Raw genomic sequence first — 20,488 nt, 5'->3', positions numbered from 1 at the left:
TGATTACAACGGTAATCCATCCTTTTCTCATCACCGATTCTATCTGTTTGCTGACTCGAGCGGCTTCTCTACCTGCACAAATCGAACGCTGCGAATGGGGGGATGGCTGACGGACTTTCCAACGAGCGCTTCGCTCTTGGAGTTGAAAGTCAGACCATTGCCTACCCATTCTAACAGCTTTGGCATGAGATGTCCCAAGCCTGTGGCTGGCTGCCACATATATGGGGCAAATATATTGTAACAGGAGCTGTTCTCCAAAGTCCGCTCCGGCCAGGTGCGCGTCCTGTTAGGCTCCACCCAGAAGATGGGGGCCGGGACCAACGTGCAGGATTTGCTGGTGGCCCTTCACGATCTGGACTGCCCCTGGAGGCCCGGAGATCTGGCCCAGCGAAAAGGGCGGATCGAGCGCCAGGGCAACCAGAACCCGCTGGTCCATGTTTACCGCTATGTGACCGAGGGGACCTTCGACGCATACCTCTGGCAGACGGTGGAGAACAAGCAGAAATTCATCTCCCAGATTATGACTTCAAAATCCCCGGTCCGCAGCTGTGACGATGTGGACGAAACCGCCCTGTCCTTTGCGGAGATCAAGGCCCTATGCGCCGGGGACCCCCGCATCAAGGAGCGTATGGATTTGGATGTGGAGGTATCCCGCTTAAAGCTGATGAAGGCCGACCACCAGAGCAAGCAGTACCGGCTGGAAGATCAGCTGTTAAAGCACTTCACGGAGGAGATCGAGAAACACAAAGGCTTTATCCAAGGACTGGAAACGGATATGGAAACCCTGGCGGCACACCCCCACCCGACAGACGGATTTACCGGCATGGAAGTCCGGGGCGATACGCTCACCGACAAAGAGAACGCCGGAGCCGCCCTTTTGGACGCCTGCAAGGAGGTTAAAGGCTCCGATCCGGTGCAGGTCGGCAGCTACCGGGGATTTGCTATGTTTGTAACCTTTGACGCTTTCCAGAAGGAATATATGCTCCAACTGAAAGGCCGCATGACCCACCGTACCGCCCTGGGCGCGGACCCGCGCGGCAACCTGACCCGGATTGACAACGCGCTTTCACAGATGCCCCAGCGGTTGGAAAGCGTCAAAGTCCAGCTGGATAACCTTTACCAGCAGCAGGCCGCCGCGAAGGAGGAAGTGGGCAAAGCCTTCCCCTATGAGGAGGAATTGCGGGTCAAGAACGCCCGTCTGGTGGAGCTGGATATGGAGCTGAACATGGACAGCAAGGGGCAGTCCCGTCCAGAAGCGGCGATTGCCAAACGCGAAAGGCCCTCGGTGCTGGAAGGGCTGAAACGCCCCATCCCGCCCCGCAGCATGGAAAAGAAACCCAAACAACAGGAACAGGAGGCAAGATAATATGAACAGCAACGAAAAGAATACGGCCCTTTATGAGAAGATGGCCGCTGAACAGGATACCTTCCGTGATTGGCTGAAAAGCCAGTCCCCGGAGGAGGTCCTGAACCATGCCTATGAGTACACCGTCCGGGAGGACATTGTGCTGGCGATGGAGGAACTGGAACTCTCCGATAACCAGGCACAGGCGCTTCTGGATTCCCCCTCGCCGCTGGCTGATGTGTACCGCCATTTTGAAAAGCTGGAAACCGGCTATATGGATGTGATCCGGGACAGCATTGAGGAACGGGCAAATGAGATGCACAGGGCAAAAGAGGAACAGAGAGCCGTCCCGATCTATCCCCACTCCGCCGCCTATGCGTCCGAGCATGGGGAGATGGCGCAGTACCGTGCCTCCCTGCAAGCCAGTCTTGCCTGCAAAGAAGCCACCCGGCAGGCCATCAGCGCCCACTATGGGGATAACCGCTTGAATACCGAGGCCGCTGTCAAAGAAGTGCTGGAACAGTTCGGGCCGGAGCGTATGCAGGTTATCCTTGCCAATACGGTGCTGAAAAAGGAGCATGACGGGCGTATCTCCCGCGATAACAAAGCCTGGGCGAAAACAATCCCCATGCCGGAGGATGGCGGCGATCCCCGCCACAGCTATGCCCTGGTGGTGGATAAGGTCAACCCCGGCCTGACCGACCTGTTCTTGAAGCAGGCGCGGAAAGTCCTTCAAGCCCCGGAGAAAGGCTCCGTCCTGGAAAAACTCAAACAGGAGCCGCCGGAACGCAGACCCGCCGCCCCTAAGAAACGAGAACCGGAACGATGAGCGCGGCAAAGCGGAAACGGGAGGTACAGGTGAATTTCCGGGTTTCCCCGGAGGAGCTGGCCCTGATTGAGCAGAAAATGTCCCAGCTTGGAACCGTCAACCGGGAAGCCTACCTGCGGAAAATGGCGCTGGACGGGTATGTGGTAAAGCTGGATTTGCCGGAGCTGAAGGAGCTGGTGTCCCTGATGCGCTATTCCAGCAACAACTTAAACCAGCTGACCCGTAAAGTGCATGAAACCGGGCGGGTTTATGACGCTGATTTGGAAGATATATCCCAGCGGCAGGAACAGCTTTGGGAGGGTGTGCAGAAGATACTGGCCCAGCTTTCCAAGCTCTCCTGACCGGATAGTTTGCTCCATCTGCGGAGGGAGGAACGGCGTTCTTCGCCGCGCCTTCCTCCGCTTTTTCTTTTTGACAGTAAACTTGCCGGATGTGCCGGAATCATGGATAATAGCGGCAGAACAGGGTTTTACGAAAGGAGTGGACTGCTATGATGTCATTTGAACAGGTGATAGACATTTTTGGGGACTATCTGGCATTGGATACAGAAATGGAAGTCTGCAAAAGCCGGTATGGGTATATCCGGGTGGAGTTTCATGGGACAGGGGAATTACCCGGCTATTGCAGCGGCATGGTCTGCCGTACCCCAAAGGAGCTTTTTGACCTTCTGCTTTCCGATTATGAAAGCTATCTGGAAATCCAGCGGACAAAAGGACGCAGAGATGTGACGGAGGAAGATAAAAACGAAATTGCCGCACTGTGTCAATCCCGTTTGGAGAAGTGGGAAAAAGGAAACGCCAGATAGCTTTGGGTGATTTACTTTTGGCATGAAACAGGATAATCCGATATAAAAATGTTGAATAAAAAGAAACAAGCGGTCTACGTATGCAGACCGTTTTGTTATGGAGGGAGGATTCCATCATGGCAACCACACGCATCATGCCGCTGCACACCGGCAAAGGCCGCACCGAAAGCCAGGCGGTCAGTGACATTATCGACTATGTAGCCAACCCACAAAAGACAGACAACGGCAGGCTCGTCACCGGCTTTGCGTGTGACAGCCGGGTAGCCGACGCCGAGTTTCTGCTGGCAAAACGGGAGTATATTTCCACCACCGGACGGGTACGGGGCGCGGACGATGTGCTGGCCTACCATGTCCGGCAGTCCTTTGTCCCCGGCGAGATTACCCCGGAAGAAGCTAACCGGCTGGGCGTGGAGTTTGCAAAGCGGTTCACCAAGGGCAATCACGCCTTTGTGGTCTGCACCCATATCGACAAGTCCCATATCCATAACCACATCATCTGGAACGCGGTCAATCTGAACTGTGACCGGAAATTCCGAAACTTTTGGGGCAGTACCCGCGCGGTCCGGCGGCTCAACGATACTATCTGCGTTGAGAACGGCTATTCCATTGTAGAGGACCCAAAACCGCATGGAAAAAGCTACAACAAATGGCTGGGGGATCGGGCAAAGCCCTCCCACCGGGAACAGCTCCGCATGATGATTGACCAAGCGTTGGAACAGAAACCGGCAGACTTTGACGCGCTGTTAAAGCTGCTTGAGGAAATGGGCTGTGAGGTGTCGCGCCGGGGACAGGCAATCCGGCTCAAAGCCCCCGGCTGGAAGAATGTTGCCCGCATGGATGAAAAGCTGGGACAAGGGTACAGCGAAGATGAAATACGGGCGGTACTGGCTGGGGAAAAAGAGCATACCCCAAGAAAGAAAGCGGCTGTTCAATCAGAGCCGCCCAAGGTCAATCTTCTGGTGGATATTCAGGAGAAATTGCAGGCCGGAAAAGGCGCTGGCTATGCGCGCTGGGCAAAGGTATTCAATCTGAAACAGATGGCGCAGACAATGAACTATCTCACCGAGCATGGCCTGCTGGAATACGCAGTCTTGGAAGAAAAAGCGGCTGCTGCTACCACCCGCCACAATGAGCTGTCGGCACAGATCAAGGCGGCGGAAACCCGCATGGCGGAGATAGCCGTACTGCGGACCCACATCATCAATTATGTGAAAACTCGCGAGATCTATGCGGCCTACCGCAAGGCGGGGTATTCCAAGAAATTTTTAGCGGAACATGAAGCGGATATTTTGCTCCACAAGGCGGCAAAGCAGGCTTTTGACGATTTGGGTATCAAGAAGCTGCCCACCGTCAAGAGCTTGCAGGCCGAGTATGCCCAGCTGTTGGAAGGAAAGAAAAAAGACTATGCCGAGTACCGGCGCTCCCGCGAGGAAATGCGGGAACTGCTGGCCGCAAAAGCCAACGTAGACCGGCTGATGGGATATGGGGAGGAACGCCAGAATGACCGGGAAAAAGAACCGGAGCAGGATCGCTGACGCGCCCGTTTTTTCGTATTTTCTCACCGCCGCAGGCAGGTGAAAAGCGTTCCGCAGGAACGCGCAGCCACAGAATGAAATTCTGTGTTCAAAAGGGGCTTGGGGAATCCCCAACAAGCAGCGCCAGGAGCCGAATGGCTATCTTGGGGCATTGCTTGCCTCTTTTCTCCGAAAATGAAAAGAACCAGTGAGAGAATCGTTAAATTTCACTCACTGGCTCAATTCGTTTCAAATTTTTCGGACAACTCTGTCAGTTCTTTCACCGTTTCTTGGGTGTGATGCAACAGGGTGTCACGCATTTCTGGCGGACAGCTGGAATAAAGCATTTTCATCTGATTGACACCCTCATCCTCCAGAGAAATATCTGGATTTATAAGCGTATCTAAAGAGATGTGCAGGACCTTTGCCAATGCTCTTAAAATCAAATAAGAAGGATTCATTTTCCCCTTTTCGATATTGGCGATTTGCTTTACAGAAACATGGCTCAGATCCGCAAGCTCCTGCTGTGTCAGGTCTTTTTTCTTTCGGGCTTCCCGCATTTTTTGCCCCAAAGCAGTCAAATCATCAATCGGCATAATCGTTCACCTCAAGAATATTGTATCGTTCCGGTTTATGCAAAGAAATAACCTTATTGTACCTGATGAACGGCATGATTATGCTGATTTTTGTGGAGCAATAGATAGGGATAAACTTGTATTCTTCGAGCAAACGAAATATAATTAGGGTTGAGCAAAACTCCGATTTGCTCATAAGATTATACAATAAATAGTGCTATCTGGCTCGCTTGAGCCCTATATATTGTGACTCAACTTTGCAAAACTCGCGTTTTGCTCAACCCTAAAATATAATATTTTAGGAGGTGCAAAATGGACTACATAACATTAAAAGAGGCAAGCCAAAAATGGGGAGTTTCAGTTCGACAGATAAACTATTATTGCGCCGATAGCCGTATCCTCGGGGCTGTGAAGATGGCGACAATCTGGCTGATACCGAAAGACGCAGAGAAGCCTGCTGACAGGCGTAGGAAGAAGGGAAAAAACAACCAATGAGATTAACGAAAAAGTGAATTTGACTGATTATAGACTTTTTCCTATTATGATACCAGCGAGCGAGGTGAAACCATGAGTTATACGATTATGATCATAGATGATGAACAGATGATTTTAGATATGCTTCGGGATCAGTTTGAAATGGAGCAATATCAGGTCATTACCGCAAAAAGTGGTGAAGAGGCCCTGCAAAAACTGACCCAGCAGCCAGATATTATTTTGCTGGATATCAATATGCCAGGGATGGATGGCCTTGCGTTGTGCCGGGCAATCCGCGATCATGTAACCTGCCCCATCCTATTCTTAACCGCCCGGATTGAGGAAGCGGATCGTGTAGCAGGCTTGCGGGCCGGTGGGGATGATTATATTTTGAAACCGTTCAGCCTGGCTGAGCTGACTGCTCGTGTAGAGGCCCACCTGCGCAGAGAGAGCCGTATCCAGCAAAAAATCAGTGTCCGGGGCTTTGGAGACATTGTGGTGGACTACGCCGCAAGGACTGTCTCGCGAAATGGCCAGCCCATAGAACTTTCCAAGGTGGAATTTGATATAGTGGAACTGCTTTCCCTCCACCCTGGACAGGTATTCAGCCGGGAGACCATTTATGAACAGGTGCGGGGTTTTGACGGCACCGCTGACAATGCTGTGGTGAAGGAACACATCCGCCGCATCCGAAACAAGCTGGGGGCGCAGTATATTGAAACAGTCTGGGGGTGCGGCTATAAATGGGCAAAATAAAACACTGGCTTCACTCCATGCCTCTCCGCCGGGCTTTTGTATCACTTGTCCTTGTTATGGCGGTGCTTGTAGCTGGTATTTCAGCAGTAACCATTTTTACCTGTGTCAACGTGCAAAATCAAATCTTGGAAAGTGTGACTGACTACCAGGTGTTACCGCCCCAAGAGACTGAGGATGAATATAACCTGGTGATTGCAGATAATAAACAGATCGTCCCAGGGGAAAATGGACAGCTTGTGATTTTATCCACCGAGTACCAAATCGCCAACCTGAGCGATACACAACGGGTCGCCTACTATGCGGCAAAAGCAGCCGTAGTCCTGGTGCCGACCTTGCTTTTCGTGCTTGGTACGATTTTCTGCGCCTGGATGTTCTATTCCATCAAACTGAAACAGCCGCTATCGTTACTCTTACAGAGCGCCGACCGCATATCACAGAGTGACCTGGATTTTTGTTTGGATTATCCCGCTTCGGACGAAATGGGTGAACTCTGTCGGGCGATGGACACCATGCGGGCCGCCCTCCTAAAAAATAATCAAGAGACTTGGGCTATGATGGAGGAGCGGCGCAAGCTCAGCGCCTCCATCGCCCATGACCTCCGTACCCCCATCACCGTGATGAAAGGCTACACAGAATATCTCTCGCATAATGTTCCGCTTGGACGCATCAGCGAGGACAAACTGATGGGCACGATCCGCAATCTTTCTTTGGCAACAGACCGACTGGAACAGTATGCAAACCAGGTGCGCGAGATACAGGCGATGGACGCCATCCCAGTGAAGCCAACATCCTGCTCTTTGCGGAAATTTTTTGAGGAACAGGAGGACGAATACGCCGTTTTAGCGCAGCAGCACCAGCTTCAATTCTCTATGGATATTAGTGGGGTTCCGGATATTCAGGTCATGCTGGATGGGATCTTGGTACATCGTATGATCGACAATGTGATTTCTAATGCCCTGCGCTTCGCCCGCCGTGAGATCACATTAAAGGCCGGGTGGCAAGAAGGTCTGCTTACAATTCAAGTACATGATGATGGGAAGGGCTTTTCAGAAGAATCCCTCCGCTCCGCCACAAGGCCGTTTTACAAGGAAAATACGGAAAATGACCACTTCGGGCTTGGCCTCTCGATCTGCAACACCCTTTGTCAGAAACAGGGTGGAACGCTCTCTCTGAGCAATAACAACGGAGCTTGCGTAGAAATGCAGATACAAGCGGAAAAAATTGATGCCGATTGACCAATCGTAGACCTTTTCCAATTATACTCTCCTTATCTTAACGATAAGGAGAGTATTTTTATGCACAGATTTCTTTTTATTTCATTGGCACTTGTATGTTTGCTGGCTGGGTGCAGCGCGCCGCAGACCAGCGACCCAGCCACGGATGAATCGGACAACCTGGACGCCTATTTTGAGGAAGAACCAGCGGACAATGAGGTGGGCTCTGCGGAATTTGGTCTGCAAGACCCGATGGACATGGTTTATACTTACGATGGTGAGCCCTTGGAAATTCCGTTCTCCATAACTGGCGCTTCTTCTGGAAAAACCACAGAGATTGGCGTCCTCCTATTTGTGGATGGGATGGCCCAGCCCTATTCCGCAGTCTATGAGGATGGTACAGAGCTTGAGGAAAGCTATATGCAGGTCTTTAACCTGGATTATGGACAGCAAGAGAATTTCAACATGGTATTCCAGCCAGTGACCGGCAAAGCGGGGGAAACCGTCCCTGTTATGGCTGTCACAATTCTGGAGCCCAGTTTTGTAGCAGAAGGGCCCGATAATCCGCGTTATGGCTTCCACCACCAGGAATCTGCAACCATATCCCGCCAGATTTCTTTTGCAGCAGACGCCCCCGTACAGACATTGGCCGCAGCCGGTACGGACTACAATGTGGTGGATTTGCCGCAGGACGTATTAGATACCCTGGCTGCGTGGGGTGCGACCGATATCCTGGACACGACGGCAACCTTGTCCCTAGGTGTTGAAGATGGAAATTACATCCAGGCAGATGGGAAAACAGCGACAATCACTGTGCAGCTCTACGGCGGGCCGGAGGCGGAGTTCAATATCACTCTGTTCATCAACCACCAGCCTGTCCAACTCAATGGAGCGGACTATCTCTCTGTTCGGACTGTAAAAAACCAGATGGTAGAAGCCACATTCCAGATTGATACCTCTGCACTTGGTACGCTGAACACGGTCTATGCCATTGCCGTTACCCCGGAGGATGGGGAGCTTGAGATCAACAATCCAGTTAAGACAGCATCTGTACTTTTGGTCAACGGGGAGGTTTGACGAACATGAAAAGAATCAGTATTTTGCTTGCACTTGTACTCAGTCTTTCTCTGCTTTCCGCCTGCGGAGGCAACGAACCGGCGGCTAACACCGGAAATTCGTCCAGCAATCCCTCAGCGGACTCCCAGCAGGCTCCTGACGAATCGGCGGAACAGACAGCCGGCAGCGGAGCCAATTTTCTCTCGCCGGAGTACGATTATACCACCAATGAGCTGAAACTGACCGATTTATCTACCGGCGAAGTAACAGCCACCTATGCTTTTGACACCGCCCAAACACCCCTGCTGACAGACAAGACCAGCCAGGGAGTCATCGTCATGCTGTCCAGTCAGGCAGCGGCGGATGTGCAGGACACCGGCGGGGTCACGGTGATCTCCGGCGACAGTTCTGTGGAGACGCTGTATTACTGGCTATTCGATCAGAGCCTTAATCTGGTGGGCACCTACGAATTGACAGACGAAGCATTGGTAAATGGTCTTTGGGGCTCTGTCTTTGCTGCTGCGCCGGATGGGAAAATCCTTGTATATGCGGAAGGGCCCAGCCTCTATCAATATACCTTTGATACACAGGAACTGACGGAAATCACTCCGGCCATGAGCGAAACCGTTTATTTTGAGGCGGTCGGGTACAGCGGCAGCGGAGACTATTTGGCCTTTTTCGGAAGCCTGGACGGGCAGGAAAATACCACGGCCTATGGCTCGATTGATCTGAGCAGCAACACCGCCGCTATTTTTTCTGCTGAGGGCTTTTCCGGTTCCATGCTCTCTGTAAACGGAGAATATGCTGCTGTTTCCGATACGATTCTGCCCGCCAGCATGGGAGGCGCAAAGCAGACCGGCTCCGTCCTCTTTTTGGATTTGACCCAGCAGCAGGGGAAGGTAATCAACGTGGAGAGCGGAGATGAAAGCGGGATTGCCGCCGTATCCGCAGACGGCCAGTACATTGTGACCTGTGCGGGTGGAGACAGCCCAAGCGGTACTCTGCGGGCCTATCAGGTCAGCGATGGCACAAAAGTTGCGGATGAAACCTATACGATGGATACAAACTGCAAACCCTATGAGATTTGGGTCATCGGCCATTCCGCCTATGCAGCCCTGGGCACGGATGACGGCTATGCCCTCTCACAAGCGGTTGACCTTCTGTGAGGAATACATGATGAAACTGGAACTTAAAAGCATCACAAAATTTTATGGAAAATATCCCGCGCTCCAAAATGTATCCGCTACTCTGACAGAAGGGGTTTATGGATTGTTGGGGCCAAATGGGGCCGGTAAGACGACACTGATCAACATTTTGATTGGAATACTGCCTGCCAGCGGCGGCGTGATCCATCTGGACGGTGAAAACACCGTCCAGATGGGCGGGCGCTACTTTGACCAGATTGGCTATATGCCCCAGTACCCTCAGTTCTATGCAAATTTTACCGTACAGGAATTTTTGGACTATATGTGCCAAGTAAAAGGGGTAGCGAACGCAAAAGAGAGCATCGACGCGGCGCTGGTTTTCGTCAATTTGGAGGAAAACCGCAGCAAGCGGATCGGGGCGCTGTCCGGTGGGATGAGACAGCGGCTGGGGATCGCCCAAGCTATTCTGAACGACCCTAAACTGCTGGTGCTGGACGAGCCGACGGCGGGCCTTGACCCTGGTGAGCGAATCCGTTTCCGCAATCTCATTTCCCGTCTGGCCAAGGGGCGCATCATCCTTTTAGCTACCCATATTGTTTCCGATGTGGAATATATCGCCAAAGAGATCCTCCTGTTGCGGAAGGGTACACTGGTCATGCAGGGCACGCCTAGGGAACTGGAGCAGAGCATCCAGGGAAAGGTGTGGGAGGTATCAGCCAACGAGGCGGATATGGCTCCGATGGTGGACACCTACTGCGTGAGCAATATCAAGCAGCAGGATGGCTCCTATCTGCTGCGCATTGTGGATGATGGGAAACCGCTCCGAGGCGCAAAGCCGGTATCCCCAAATCTGGACGAAGTGTTCCTGCACACCTTTTTCCAGCCAAGTGAGGGACAGATATGAGTTTTCTCTATTTGGAGGCCAGAAAAGGCATCTTGCGGCGCTATACACTGATTGCGCTGGCGCTGTTCCTATGTCTGAATACGGTCAAAATCATCGCGGACTATCACGCCGGAGAGATACGGCCCGTTGCGGCCAATACAAGCGGAATGCAGGCAGGCTACGACACCATCTATGAGCGGATCAAAGGCCCCATTACAGAGGAAACCGTACGCTTCCTCACGTCAGAGTACCAGCGGTTGGACGCTTTGACGGCAGATGGAACATATAGCCGGGAGCCGCAGGAGGAGACTTACAGCGGCTATATCTTTGGCGACTACTATCTGCTCCACAGTTACTTCTATCCCCACATGGAGTACAGTGTCAAGTATTCCTCTGATATGGAGGAGATTCTGGCCCAGGCGAAAGAAAATATGACTTTCTATCAAGAGAGCGGTAACACAGCGGGAGCGGCAGAAAATGCCTACATTCTCCATCACTATGCAGGCCGAACGATTCCTGCGTTTTATCTGTATGATGGCTGGGAAGCTTTACTGTCCTATGACTTTTCCGATCTACTGATCCTGCTTTTACTCATTTTGGCGGTAGCGCCCGCATTCACGCGGGAGAAGGAAAACGGGATGACCCTGATTCTGTCCTCCTGCAAACGAGGCAGATGGCCTCTGCTTATTTCCAAATGCGGCGCTGGAGTGATATTTGCATGGATACCGACAATCCTGTTCGCCCTGTTAAACCTCCTGGTATTTGGGCTTTTGTGCGGTTTTGATGGCTGGGGCAGCCCGCTCTATGCCATCGAAAGCTATCAATATACTCCATTCTCCGGCTCGATTTTGCTGTTCTATGGATTGATTTGCGGGTTAAAGGCCATCGGTTTCAGCGTGACAGCACTCTTGCTGATTCTCCTGTCCGCCTGTTTCCAAAAATCACTCTATCCATGTCTGATGGGATTGGGGCTTGGCGTGGCATTAAACTACTGCACTGGTTGGGCGCTCTCCCCCGTGTGGTGGAAACAGGCCCTCTCCTGCATCAGCCCATTCACCTTGACCAGCGGCAGTAAACTGCTGGAAAGCCTGTCTGGGGTGAGCATCGGCGGGGTATATCTGCTCCGACTTTTCGTGGTTCTGATCGTTCAAGCTGTAATCGCGTGTCTGCTGGTCATAGCAATCAGGAGGAAATCATGCTGCAAGTAGAATTAAAGAAGATATTATTTCATCATAAAGGGCTTTTACTTCTTCTGATTGCTCTGGCGGCTTATGCAGTCTTTTGCGTCGGCAGCGGCTACGACAGCAGTTATATGATTGACCGGAATGAAGATACTTATCTGGCCTACATGGATCGCTGGCAAGGCGAGGTGACAGAGGAAAAAGCGCAGGAGATGGAGACGGAATACGCAGAAGCCACCCGCTCCGATGACGGCAGAAAAGCCGCCTTCTTGACCATCTATAACCAGTATTACTACGCAAAAGAGGACCCCGCCCATCGCTTCCTGATGGATGAGCGGGGATGGGACACACTCCTGACCCACGATGGAGTGAATGTAATCCTGCTGTTGTTCCTGCTGGCGCTTTGTGTTCCAGTATTTTGTGGGGAATACCAGTGTGGGATGGCGCAGATCCTCCGTTCTTGCAGAAATGGCCGAGGGCGGTTGGCTGGAATCAAATTAGGCGTAATGGCGGCCCTGGCGGTTCTGGCGACGGCTCTGTTTCAGTTGGTGCAGTTTGTTGTTGTCTCCTTGTTGGTCGGCCTGGATGGAGCATCCTATCCGCTGCAAAGCCTGTCCTTTTTTGAACATTCGCCCTATCTCATTTCCGTTGGACAGGCGTATGGGATCGTAGTCCTGTCCAGGTGCTTGGGCGCTGCTTGGTTTGCAATCCTGATTGCCCTGCTCTCCATCCTGTTCCGGCAGACGGTACTGACTACATTTTCCGGCATCGCGGTTTCTATCCTGCCACATTTGATCGGCGGCAGCTTTCTCAAATATGTCCTTCCGCTTCCTGCGGGGTTGCTGGCAGGAACCGGCTATGTGTGGGGAACACTGACAGAGGTTGGATATGACGAGGACTGGAACCTGATTGATATAGTGACCTTTCCGGGTATCACGCCGGAGCAGTTTGGACTTTTGGTGATTCTGTTCTTGGCTATTGTCTGTCTGCTGGTTTGGCTCTGTCTCAGGTTTTATGTTGGCAGGCGGAAGGTCATTTCTACTCGCCCTCTCCTGACAGCGGCATTGATACTCTGTATGACCGTTTCATTGACTGGCTGCGGGTACAGCAATTCCCGTGAGATTACGCATGATTTTCTGGCCGATGCGTCCAAGGGAGAAAACAGCGCCTATACAGTGGAGCTTGATATGGTGGAGAACACCATCACTGCGACCAGCAAGGCCACAGGTGAGGCCATCCTGCTGACCCGTGATCCCTTTGGACAATCCGGGGCGATCTCCAGCATCTACGTTGACGAGGACGCCTGTTACTACGCTTCCAGCGGCGAGGTGGGCGATGGTTTTCAGATTTACCGAATCGACTTGAAGGATTTTTCCACACGGCTTTACTTCAGCACCGGCTCTGATAACACGGCGACTTTTTGGGGCTTGTTTGACCATGAACCGACAGTAGACGAACTGCTGGCAGATGTGGGCTCCACATCCTTTGTCATAGATGGGAATTACATCTACTATCTGCAAGGCGGACGGCTCTATAAGGTGTTCCGCTGGACGGGATGGGAGACAGTGGTTGTCCCAAACGTAGAAGGAATGCACAGCTTGGAGTATATGAGTGTTATCTGATACTAATTAACTTATGTTCATCAAAAAAAGCCTTGCTCACGCCTCGGCTCACTATACTCCACCATCGGCATTATCCTGCCGACTAACCAGCAATTATAAAAGAAATGCGCTTGACGCCAGTTTCCCACTTTGGGAAACTGGCGTTTTTGCTTGTTATTTCTTGTGGAATAGCCACGAATTGTGCCGGTGCCGTTCTCCACCTCATTTCAGTTCACCCGTCAACTGGACCCGCGAATCGAAATGGAGGTACATAATGCAGAAAATCAATCTTATCTGACAGTCCGGCGGGCATGGCACACGGAGCATAATCGGCCAGTCATTCTCACCGAACTAAAGACCAAGGCGGCAGAGCGGAATATCCCGCTCCCGACCTGCCTGGCAGAGTGCTTGAGGGAGGCGAAGAAAACATCTACATCTGATTATGTGGTGGCGAATCGGGATGGCGGCCCGCTGTCCTACACACAATTTAAGCGGCTGTGGCAGTATATTGTGACGCGGACTGCCAAACCGAGAGTGGCCCGGAAGCTGGTAGAGGGGAAATATGTGAAGTATATCCTCTACCCGCAGCTGGGAGAGAAAGCCCGGAACAATGGTCACTGTGTTTACAGCTTGGATTTCGAGGTCACACCCCACCAGCTCCGGCACACCTACATAACCAACCTGATTCATTCTTCGGTGGACCCCAAAACGGTGCAGTACCTGGCAGGGCACGAAAGCAGCAAAATCACGATGGATATTTACGCCAAAGTCAAATACAACCAACCGGATCAGGTTGTCAAAGCGATGGGCGGCGCATTTTCCCAATGGGATGCCATGTGGGCATAGAACGGAGAATACAGCAAGAGCGAGGCAAAGACGCCTCGCTCTTTGTTTTTCTCAATCCGCATCTTTGATTTAATCAGGTCTTTCTGATAAAAAGGGAGTGAAGGAACCAATTTGCGCATAAGAAAGGAAATTATCTATGGCTAAGAAAAAAACAATTCCCCAGTATACAAGTGTGGAGCGAAAAGGAATCCAGTATTATAGGACAAGGATTCTGGACGCCGATGGCAAGCAGGTCAGCCTGTACGCAACGACTTGTGAGGAACTTTATGAGAAGCAATTAGCGGCGGGACGCCAAGTACAGGAGATTCTCTTTCACCGGCAGCATCCGACCGTCGCAGAGTATTGCGAGAAATGGCTGATGATGCAATCTGCAAAGGTTTCGGCGGCCACACTGAAAGGATATACTTCCAACATGAGGAACTACGCCATCAAGCCAATGGGCGATATGTATATGGAGGAAGTAACGGCTGATGACATCCGGCTGGCGTTGGTGCCACTGTCCAAGAAGTCCGAGGGCCTGTATAACAAAGTGAATATGCTCATCAAGTGTGTTTTCTATTCTGCCGAGCGCAGCCAGCTTCTTGCAGATAACCCCTGTGTGGGAATATCGGGAAAAGGCGGGAGACCGGCACAGAAAAAGGAGGCGCTGAGCGATCAACAGGTTGCGGTGCTTCTGGAGGCCATCAAAGGACTGCCGCCATATCTCTTTGTGATGATCGGTCTATACGCTGGCTTGCGTCGGGAAGAAGCCCTTGCCCTCCAATGGGACTGTGTGTTCCTGGATGTTCCCACCCCATACATTTCGGTACGGCGGGCATGGCGGGCGGAACACAACCGGCCGGTGATCTCTACGGTTCTAAAAACCAAAGCGGCCCGGAGAGACATTCCCATCCCCAAGTGTCTGGCTGACTGCCTGCGAGAAGCGAAAGTGACCTCTACGTCTGACTATGTGATTGCCGACAGCGAGGGCCAGCCCCTGTCTTACTCACAGTTCAAGCGAGTGTGGCAGTACATTGTTGTCCGTTCCACCAAGGAGCGCACCTATTATAAATATGTGAACGGACAGAGCATTAAGTACACGGTAAAGCCGACGCTGGGAACCAGCCAGAAAAACAATCCCAGGATTGTCTATACCCTGGATTTTGAAGTGACGCCCCATCAGCTCCGGCACACCTATATTACAAATTTGCTTTATGCGGGTGTTGATCCCAAGACGGTTCAGTACCTTGCCGGACATGAAAATAGCAAAACAACTATGGACATCTATGCAAAGGTGAAGTATAATAAGCCAGAGGAACTTTTTGCGGTGGTGAACGGGGCATTTCATCAGGCATTTTCCAGTTAAAATGCACCAATTTGTTTGGTTAAGGGATAGGACAACCAGTGGGGAGAAGTTCAAAAAAGCCCGAAAAATCAAGGAAAAACGGCACTAAGAGAATTTTAATACGGCCTCAAGGCCGCCCGTCGCGCGCCCCAGTTCTCCAAGCGCTAAATATCGCCAAAAAACCCCGGAAGCCTGTGGTTTCTGGGGCTTTTTTTATCAGGGGAAGGATTTGACAAGAAAAAACTGCCACTGCCCAGAACTTGACGGCCAGGCAGATTTCCTTTATACTGAAAGCCGCGGCTGTACACAAGCGGCAAGAAGCAGTACCGGGTACTGTATATATTGCTATCCATACGGAGGCCCGGGAACGGCTGGTCATTTACCAGGCGCTGTACGGGAATGATGGTATTTTTGCCCGGCCATATGGGATGTTCACGCATGAGGTGGACCAGGAGAAGGATTTCCAGGCCAAACAGGAATACCGGTTTGAGAAGATAGAGGAATAGAAAGGGAGGTTTCTCATATGCGAAAAACTTATAAGAAACCCATGCAAAGAGCCCGCCGGGCGCGGCTGATGATCTTGGGTGCGGCGGGGGCATTTATTACAATAGTCTGTTTGGCTGTGGGAATCTGGTTTCATGTGGCCACGGCGCCTGTAGAGGTGGTAGACGGAAGCAGAATCTATTCTTTTCGTACCACTAGCTTAAAGCTGGAAGATGTGCTGCGGGGGGCTAGAGCCCGGGGCATGGCGCCACTGGGGGACATGGACCAGGCCCGCTCGGAAGGGGACGGTACCAAAGTGGTGGTGCGCCGAGGGGTGGAAATTCATGTGAACGACGGTGGGGACACTGTGCGGCTGGTCGCCTACCTGGGCGGTACGGTGGAAGAGGCCCTAGCAGAAAACGGTATTGTCCTGGGGAAAGAGGACCAGGTGACCCCCAATCGAGAAATGACGGTGGCTGCGGCCTTGACTGTGAATATTAAGCGCCGCTGCCAGGTGACCGTGACTGCGGACGGAAAAAGCGCCCGCCTAACGCTGACCGGTGCAACCGTGGCCCAGGCTTTGGAAGAAGCTGGAGTGAAGCTGGGAGAGCGGGACTCCTGCAACTATCCGCTGGACAGCCTCCTGACTGACGGAATGGAGATACAGGTAATGCGGGTGGTGAATCTCCGGATTACCAGCGGCGGAGTGACAAAGGACTACCAGGTGTCTGCGGAAAACGTGGAGCAGGCGCTGGAAAAATGCGGCTTCCAGCTGGAAGAGGAGGATCGGCTGAATGTGAGCCGGAAAGCCAAGCTGGTGGATGGCATGAAGATTGTTTTGCGGCAGGTGCGGGTGAAAGAGGAGGTAGAGACCCAGGACATTGACTTTGAAACAGAATATATGCAGACAAGCACCTTAGTCATTGGAGAGAGCAAGACCCTGACCGCTGGGCTGAAGGGAAAAAAGGAGATCACCTACCGCTCGGTGTATGTGGGGGAGACCCTGGAAAGCCGGGAGATGGTCTCGGAAGAGGTGGTACTGGAGCCTGTCAACGCGGTGGTTATGAAAGGGACTAGTTTGGCTGTGGAAAAGTTGCCCCAGATGGAGTATATTGGCGATAAGCCCTCCAGCTCTGAGGAAGACAGCGCCCCTAGCAGCGGAACGGTGCAGGTAAACGGAAACGGCACCCTCACCGGCCCCCGGGGAGAGGAGATCCGCTATACAAAGGCTATGCGTGGGACGTGTACCGCATACTGCATTCCGGGAGGGACTACCTCGGTGGGGCTGGAGGCTGTGCGGGGAGTGATTGCGGTGGACCCGGAGATTATTCCCTATGGCACGAGGATGTATGTGGCTTCGCCGGATGGAAGTATTGTGTATGGATATGGAGTAGCCGGGGATACGGGAGGCGCCTGCCTGGCGGGGGACATTATTGCGGACCTGTGCTATGATACCATAGAGGAGTGCAGCATCATCGGAAGAAGGGAAATGGTGCTGTACATTTTGGATTAGGAGAAAGGGGATATGTTGCCCTTGCTCTTGTAATTCCTGCTGGGAAAGGCTATAATATCCGTATCAGATAAAAATAACCAATATAGAAAGCGCGGGACAAAAGATGCAGTATTTTTACGCCATTATGTGGTTTGCCGTGGGGCTTATCCTCATCTTTTCGATGTCGAAAGAAAACAAGGTATTCCTGTTGGCCGGGGGTTTTTTCCTGGTGCTGGGCGGCTGGTGGCTGGGGGATGCCCTGACTCCGCCGGAACTGGACCTGTTTGCCGGTACCTGGGGTATTGTGCTGAAATGCATTACCGCTGTGGCGCTGGTCATACTGGCTGCTGCTTTTATCAAGGAGTATAGGAAAAAAGGCCGGGACGCCGGCGGCTCGGGGGATGAATCGAAGAAATAGGGAGGAGCGGACATGGACGCGATTCTAATGGTGGCGGCTAAAGTAGCGGTGATTCTGATTTTGATCATTGTCGGCTACTTGGCTACCAAAAAGGGAATGCTCACCGAGCGAGGTACGGGGGAGATTACTTCGCTGCTCTTGAAAATCGTGACCCCCTGCGTGATTGTTAACTCGTTTATTGGCTCTTCCAGCGGACTGGGGGCCTATGAGCTCTTAATGGCCCTGGCGCTGCCCGCTATTTGGATGGCCATTGCGGTGGGTATTAGCCTATCGACCTTTCGGAAAGAGTCGCCCGAGCGGCAAAAGGTGCTGCGGTTTTCTGTGATTTTCAGTAACACGGGCTTTATGGGCATTCCCCTGGTACAGGGCATTGTAGGAGATACAGGGGTGATTTATGCCTCTTTCGGCGTGGTGATGTTTAACGTGCTGTGCTGGACCTATGGCTACAGCATGATGAGCGGTGGGGCAAAGCTGAACCTGAAAACCGTTTTGCTGAACCCGGGCATTATCGGTCTGGCCTTTGGCCTGCCCATCTACTTCTTAAAGCTGCAACTTCCAGAAATCATTACGGAACCCTTAGGGGCGCTGGCCGCGCTGAACACCCCGCTGGCGATGTTGGTGATCGGGGGGTATATCGCGAAGGTGGACATCCATTCCTTTGCCTCTGATGGGAGTGTATACAAGGCCTCCTTTTTGCGGCTGATTTTAGCGCCTGCCCTGTACCTATTGGTACTGGCGGTTATTCGCCCTGGGGAAGAGCTGTTTGTCAGCGGGATGATCCAGGCGGCCGCGCCGGTGGCGGCCAACGCCGTGCTGTTTGCTGTGCAGTATAAGCGGGACTCGGCTCTGGCTTCCAAGCTGGTGGCCGTGTCCACAGTGCTTTCCATTATTACAATTCCGATTATGACGATTTTGGCCCAGATGGTGTGCAGAGGATGGTAAGGCCATAGAGCTTGCCCACCTCTCGGAATGATAGAGAATCTGTATACTATATATAGTATAGAAAGAAGGAGGACTTTTAGGCATCATGCTAACCATTGCGCCCTCGCTGCTGGCTGCGGATTTTGCGGACCTGGCCAGTGAGCTAAAACGGATTACCACAGCGGACATGCTACATATTGACGTAATGGACGGACACTTTGTGCCCAACATCAGCATTGGCCCCGCTGTAGTGGAGGCCCTGCGTCACAGGACCTCTCTGCCTTTTGACGTGCACCTGATGCTGGACAACCCCATGCCATATATTGAGACCTTCCGTAAGGCTGGGGCGGATATTATTACGATTCACGCTGAGTGCGGCTGCTCCCTGGAAGAGGCTGTAAAGGCTATTTTGGCCAGCGGGGCCCAAGCGGGCATTGCGCTGAAGCCCGCTACGCCGGTTTCAGCTGTAGGAAGTTGGGGCGCGCTGCTGGCACAGGCCACGATTATGACGGTTGAGCCCGGCTTTGGCGGACAGAAAATGCACTTTGGGCCTTTGGAAAAGGTGAAAGAATTGAAGGCTCGTTTTCCTCAGATACGGGCGGAGGTGGACGGCGGCGTAAACCGGGAGACGGCCCTGCGCTGTAAAGCGGCGGGGATTGACATTCTGGTGGCAGGCACCTCGGTGTTTCGAGCCGAAAACCCGGAGGAGGAAATTGAAAAACTACGCAGGCTATAAACGGTTCACCAACCGGCCCGGTCCTTCATAGAATGGGGAAAAGGCTGTAAAGGGGGGAGGCCGGTGCGGCTAAAAGGGGCGCCACAGCCCATGGTGTTCCGGTTCGACGGACCCACGGCCCTGTGCGGGGCTGTGGAGGGCATTTATAGGCTGACGCCGGGGGCGGCCTCAAGGCTGTGCCGGTGGCGGGGCCGGTATTTTTTGCGAGTAGAGGCCGGTTTGGCCCAGCGCCAGCAGCTGGCCCGGGCTGCGGAACCTTATGGCAAGTGCCTGGGGGCCAGTCCGGTGCTGTACGCCTATTGCCAGGAGCATGGGCAGGAGATCAGCCGTGACCCGGTGGCAAAGCTGGGCCAGGCACTGACAACACGACGGCATGGTCCTGATTATACGGAAGAATAACGCCCGCGGCAATTGCGCCAGGGCGTTTTTTGTGGTATAATAGTCAAGGAAAACGAGAAAACAGCTTATATCTACCTGACAGGACGAGGGTTTGGGAGAAGAAAGAAAAAAATTTTGAGAAAAAAAGGGAAAATCTGAGGGTAAAAAGGATAGTGAAAACAAATATGATTGGATATATTCGCCAATTCAGAGCAGAGCACCCAAGGGATTGTCTGGAGAAAAGCCCAGGAACTGGGGCAAAATAGACAAGAATAACCCGAGAAAACCCCGGAAATAAGCCAAATCTATTAGTTTGCCCGGTTTGGAAAAAAATTATGTAAAGACGCAAAAAAGTTAAAAAAAACACTTGCAATTTCCGCGCTCAAAGGTTATTATATAGTTAACTTCCACTCAGCGGCGAAAAAGGCCGGCTGAGAATCTAAAATTTAAGAGGGTTGAAATCATGAACAAAAGCAAGTTTCTGAAGAAATCACTTGCGATGCTTCTGGCCA

20 protein-coding genes and 2 pseudogenes are annotated in these 20,488 nt (G+C 52.3%); 21 read left to right on the top strand and 1 reads right to left on the bottom strand.

Features of this window, described 5'->3' with window-relative positions:
• Window positions 1–241 precede the first annotated feature (241 nt).
• From U8U68_RS19500 to U8U68_RS19480, 5 genes and pseudogenes are all read left to right on the top strand, one after another.
• Window positions 242–1,366 (top strand): annotated as a pseudogene (locus U8U68_RS19500) (SNF2-related protein); the annotation flags it as partial.
• 1 nt (window position 1,367) lies between these two features.
• Window positions 1,368–2,174, top strand: coding sequence for a DUF3848 domain-containing protein (locus U8U68_RS19495; protein ID WP_322203788.1), 807 nt, complete (start codon window positions 1,368–1,370; stop codon window positions 2,172–2,174).
• On the top strand, window positions 2,171–2,515 hold the full coding sequence (locus tag U8U68_RS19490; protein ID WP_004070769.1) for a plasmid mobilization protein: 345 nt from the start codon (window positions 2,171–2,173) through the stop codon (window positions 2,513–2,515). Before U8U68_RS19495 ends, U8U68_RS19490 begins: the two co-directional genes overlap by 4 nt.
• 149 nt (window positions 2,516–2,664) lie before the next feature.
• Window positions 2,665–2,979 carry a hypothetical protein gene (locus U8U68_RS19485; RefSeq protein WP_016223847.1) on the top strand — a complete coding sequence of 105 codons (315 nt, stop codon included), beginning with the start codon at window positions 2,665–2,667 and terminating at the stop codon, window positions 2,977–2,979.
• 116 nt (window positions 2,980–3,095) lie between these two features.
• The gene (locus tag U8U68_RS19480; RefSeq protein ID WP_322203784.1) at window positions 3,096–4,514 is read left to right on the top strand and encodes a relaxase/mobilization nuclease domain-containing protein; all 1,419 of its coding nucleotides are present in this window, start codon (window positions 3,096–3,098) and stop codon (window positions 4,512–4,514) included.
• Between the two features lie 218 nt (window positions 4,515–4,732).
• Here the strand turns inward: U8U68_RS19480 and U8U68_RS19475 are convergent, their stop codons facing one another.
• Window positions 4,733–5,089 carry a helix-turn-helix domain-containing protein gene (locus U8U68_RS19475; protein WP_105309553.1) on the bottom strand — a complete coding sequence of 119 codons (357 nt, stop codon included), beginning with the start codon at window positions 5,087–5,089 and terminating at the stop codon, window positions 4,733–4,735.
• 291 nt (window positions 5,090–5,380) lie between these two features.
• Here U8U68_RS19475 and U8U68_RS19470 point away from each other — a divergent pair, with 291 nt between their 5' ends.
• The 16 genes and pseudogenes from U8U68_RS19470 (at window position 5,381) to U8U68_RS19395 (ending at window position 19,997) form a co-directional block, all read left to right on the top strand.
• Window positions 5,381–5,563 (top strand): DNA-binding protein, encoded by a 183-nt coding sequence (locus U8U68_RS19470; RefSeq protein WP_120427784.1) that lies wholly within the window; start codon window positions 5,381–5,383, stop codon window positions 5,561–5,563.
• Window positions 5,564–5,635: 72 nt separating this feature from the next.
• Window positions 5,636–6,298, top strand: a complete 663-nt coding sequence (locus tag U8U68_RS19465) for a response regulator transcription factor (RefSeq protein WP_160580212.1) — start codon at window positions 5,636–5,638, stop codon at window positions 6,296–6,298.
• Window positions 6,286–7,533 (top strand): HAMP domain-containing sensor histidine kinase, encoded by a 1,248-nt coding sequence (locus U8U68_RS19460; RefSeq protein WP_322203777.1) that lies wholly within the window; start codon window positions 6,286–6,288, stop codon window positions 7,531–7,533. Before U8U68_RS19465 ends, U8U68_RS19460 begins: the two co-directional genes overlap by 13 nt.
• 60 nt (window positions 7,534–7,593) lie before the next feature.
• Window positions 7,594–8,589, top strand: coding sequence for a hypothetical protein (locus U8U68_RS19455; RefSeq protein WP_322203776.1), 996 nt, complete (start codon window positions 7,594–7,596; stop codon window positions 8,587–8,589).
• A 5-nt stretch (window positions 8,590–8,594) separates the two neighbouring features.
• Window positions 8,595–9,734 (top strand): hypothetical protein, encoded by a 1,140-nt coding sequence (locus U8U68_RS19450; protein ID WP_322203774.1) that lies wholly within the window; start codon window positions 8,595–8,597, stop codon window positions 9,732–9,734.
• Entirely contained in the window at window positions 9,694–10,617 is a 924-nt protein-coding gene (locus U8U68_RS19445; RefSeq protein WP_367575865.1) for an ABC transporter ATP-binding protein, read from the top strand. Before U8U68_RS19450 ends, U8U68_RS19445 begins: the two co-directional genes overlap by 41 nt.
• Window positions 10,614–11,804 carry a hypothetical protein gene (locus U8U68_RS19440; protein WP_160580101.1) on the top strand — a complete coding sequence of 397 codons (1,191 nt, stop codon included), beginning with the start codon at window positions 10,614–10,616 and terminating at the stop codon, window positions 11,802–11,804. The genes U8U68_RS19445 and U8U68_RS19440 overlap by 4 nt, the downstream gene beginning before the upstream one ends.
• A complete protein-coding gene (locus U8U68_RS19435; protein WP_322203772.1) occupies window positions 11,792–13,399 on the top strand; it encodes a hypothetical protein in 1,608 nt (535 codons plus the stop codon). Before U8U68_RS19440 ends, U8U68_RS19435 begins: the two co-directional genes overlap by 13 nt.
• A 270-nt stretch (window positions 13,400–13,669) precedes the next feature.
• Window positions 13,670–14,224, top strand: a pseudogene (locus tag U8U68_RS19430) (tyrosine-type recombinase/integrase); the annotation flags it as partial.
• A 136-nt stretch (window positions 14,225–14,360) separates the two neighbouring features.
• Window positions 14,361–15,569, top strand: coding sequence for a tyrosine-type recombinase/integrase (locus U8U68_RS19425; RefSeq protein WP_322203770.1), 1,209 nt, complete (start codon window positions 14,361–14,363; stop codon window positions 15,567–15,569).
• 239 nt (window positions 15,570–15,808) lie between these two features.
• Window positions 15,809–16,054 carry a DUF1653 domain-containing protein gene (locus U8U68_RS19420; protein ID WP_322203767.1) on the top strand — a complete coding sequence of 82 codons (246 nt, stop codon included), beginning with the start codon at window positions 15,809–15,811 and terminating at the stop codon, window positions 16,052–16,054.
• Between the two features lie 17 nt (window positions 16,055–16,071).
• Window positions 16,072–17,544, top strand: a complete 1,473-nt coding sequence (locus tag U8U68_RS19415; protein ID WP_322203765.1) for a ubiquitin-like domain-containing protein — start codon at window positions 16,072–16,074, stop codon at window positions 17,542–17,544.
• Window positions 17,545–17,647: 103 nt separating this feature from the next.
• Complete coding sequence (locus tag U8U68_RS19410; RefSeq protein WP_322203763.1) at window positions 17,648–17,941, top strand: hypothetical protein; 294 nt, start codon at window positions 17,648–17,650, stop codon at window positions 17,939–17,941.
• Window positions 17,942–17,953: 12 nt separating this feature from the next.
• Window positions 17,954–18,883 carry an AEC family transporter gene (locus U8U68_RS19405; protein WP_322203761.1) on the top strand — a complete coding sequence of 310 codons (930 nt, stop codon included), beginning with the start codon at window positions 17,954–17,956 and terminating at the stop codon, window positions 18,881–18,883.
• An 85-nt stretch (window positions 18,884–18,968) separates the two neighbouring features.
• Complete coding sequence (gene rpe / locus U8U68_RS19400) at window positions 18,969–19,598, top strand: ribulose-phosphate 3-epimerase (RefSeq protein ID WP_322203759.1); 630 nt, start codon at window positions 18,969–18,971, stop codon at window positions 19,596–19,598.
• A gap of 63 nt (window positions 19,599–19,661) precedes the next feature.
• Complete coding sequence (locus U8U68_RS19395) at window positions 19,662–19,997, top strand: hypothetical protein (protein ID WP_322203757.1); 336 nt, start codon at window positions 19,662–19,664, stop codon at window positions 19,995–19,997.
• The last annotated feature ends 491 nt before the right edge of the window (window positions 19,998–20,488 follow it).

Origin of the sequence: Acutalibacter intestini (assembly GCF_034334985.1) — a bacterium.
GTDB lineage: Bacteria > Bacillota > Clostridia > Oscillospirales > Acutalibacteraceae > Acutalibacter > Acutalibacter intestini.
This window is presented reverse-complemented; position numbering and strand designations above follow the sequence as displayed.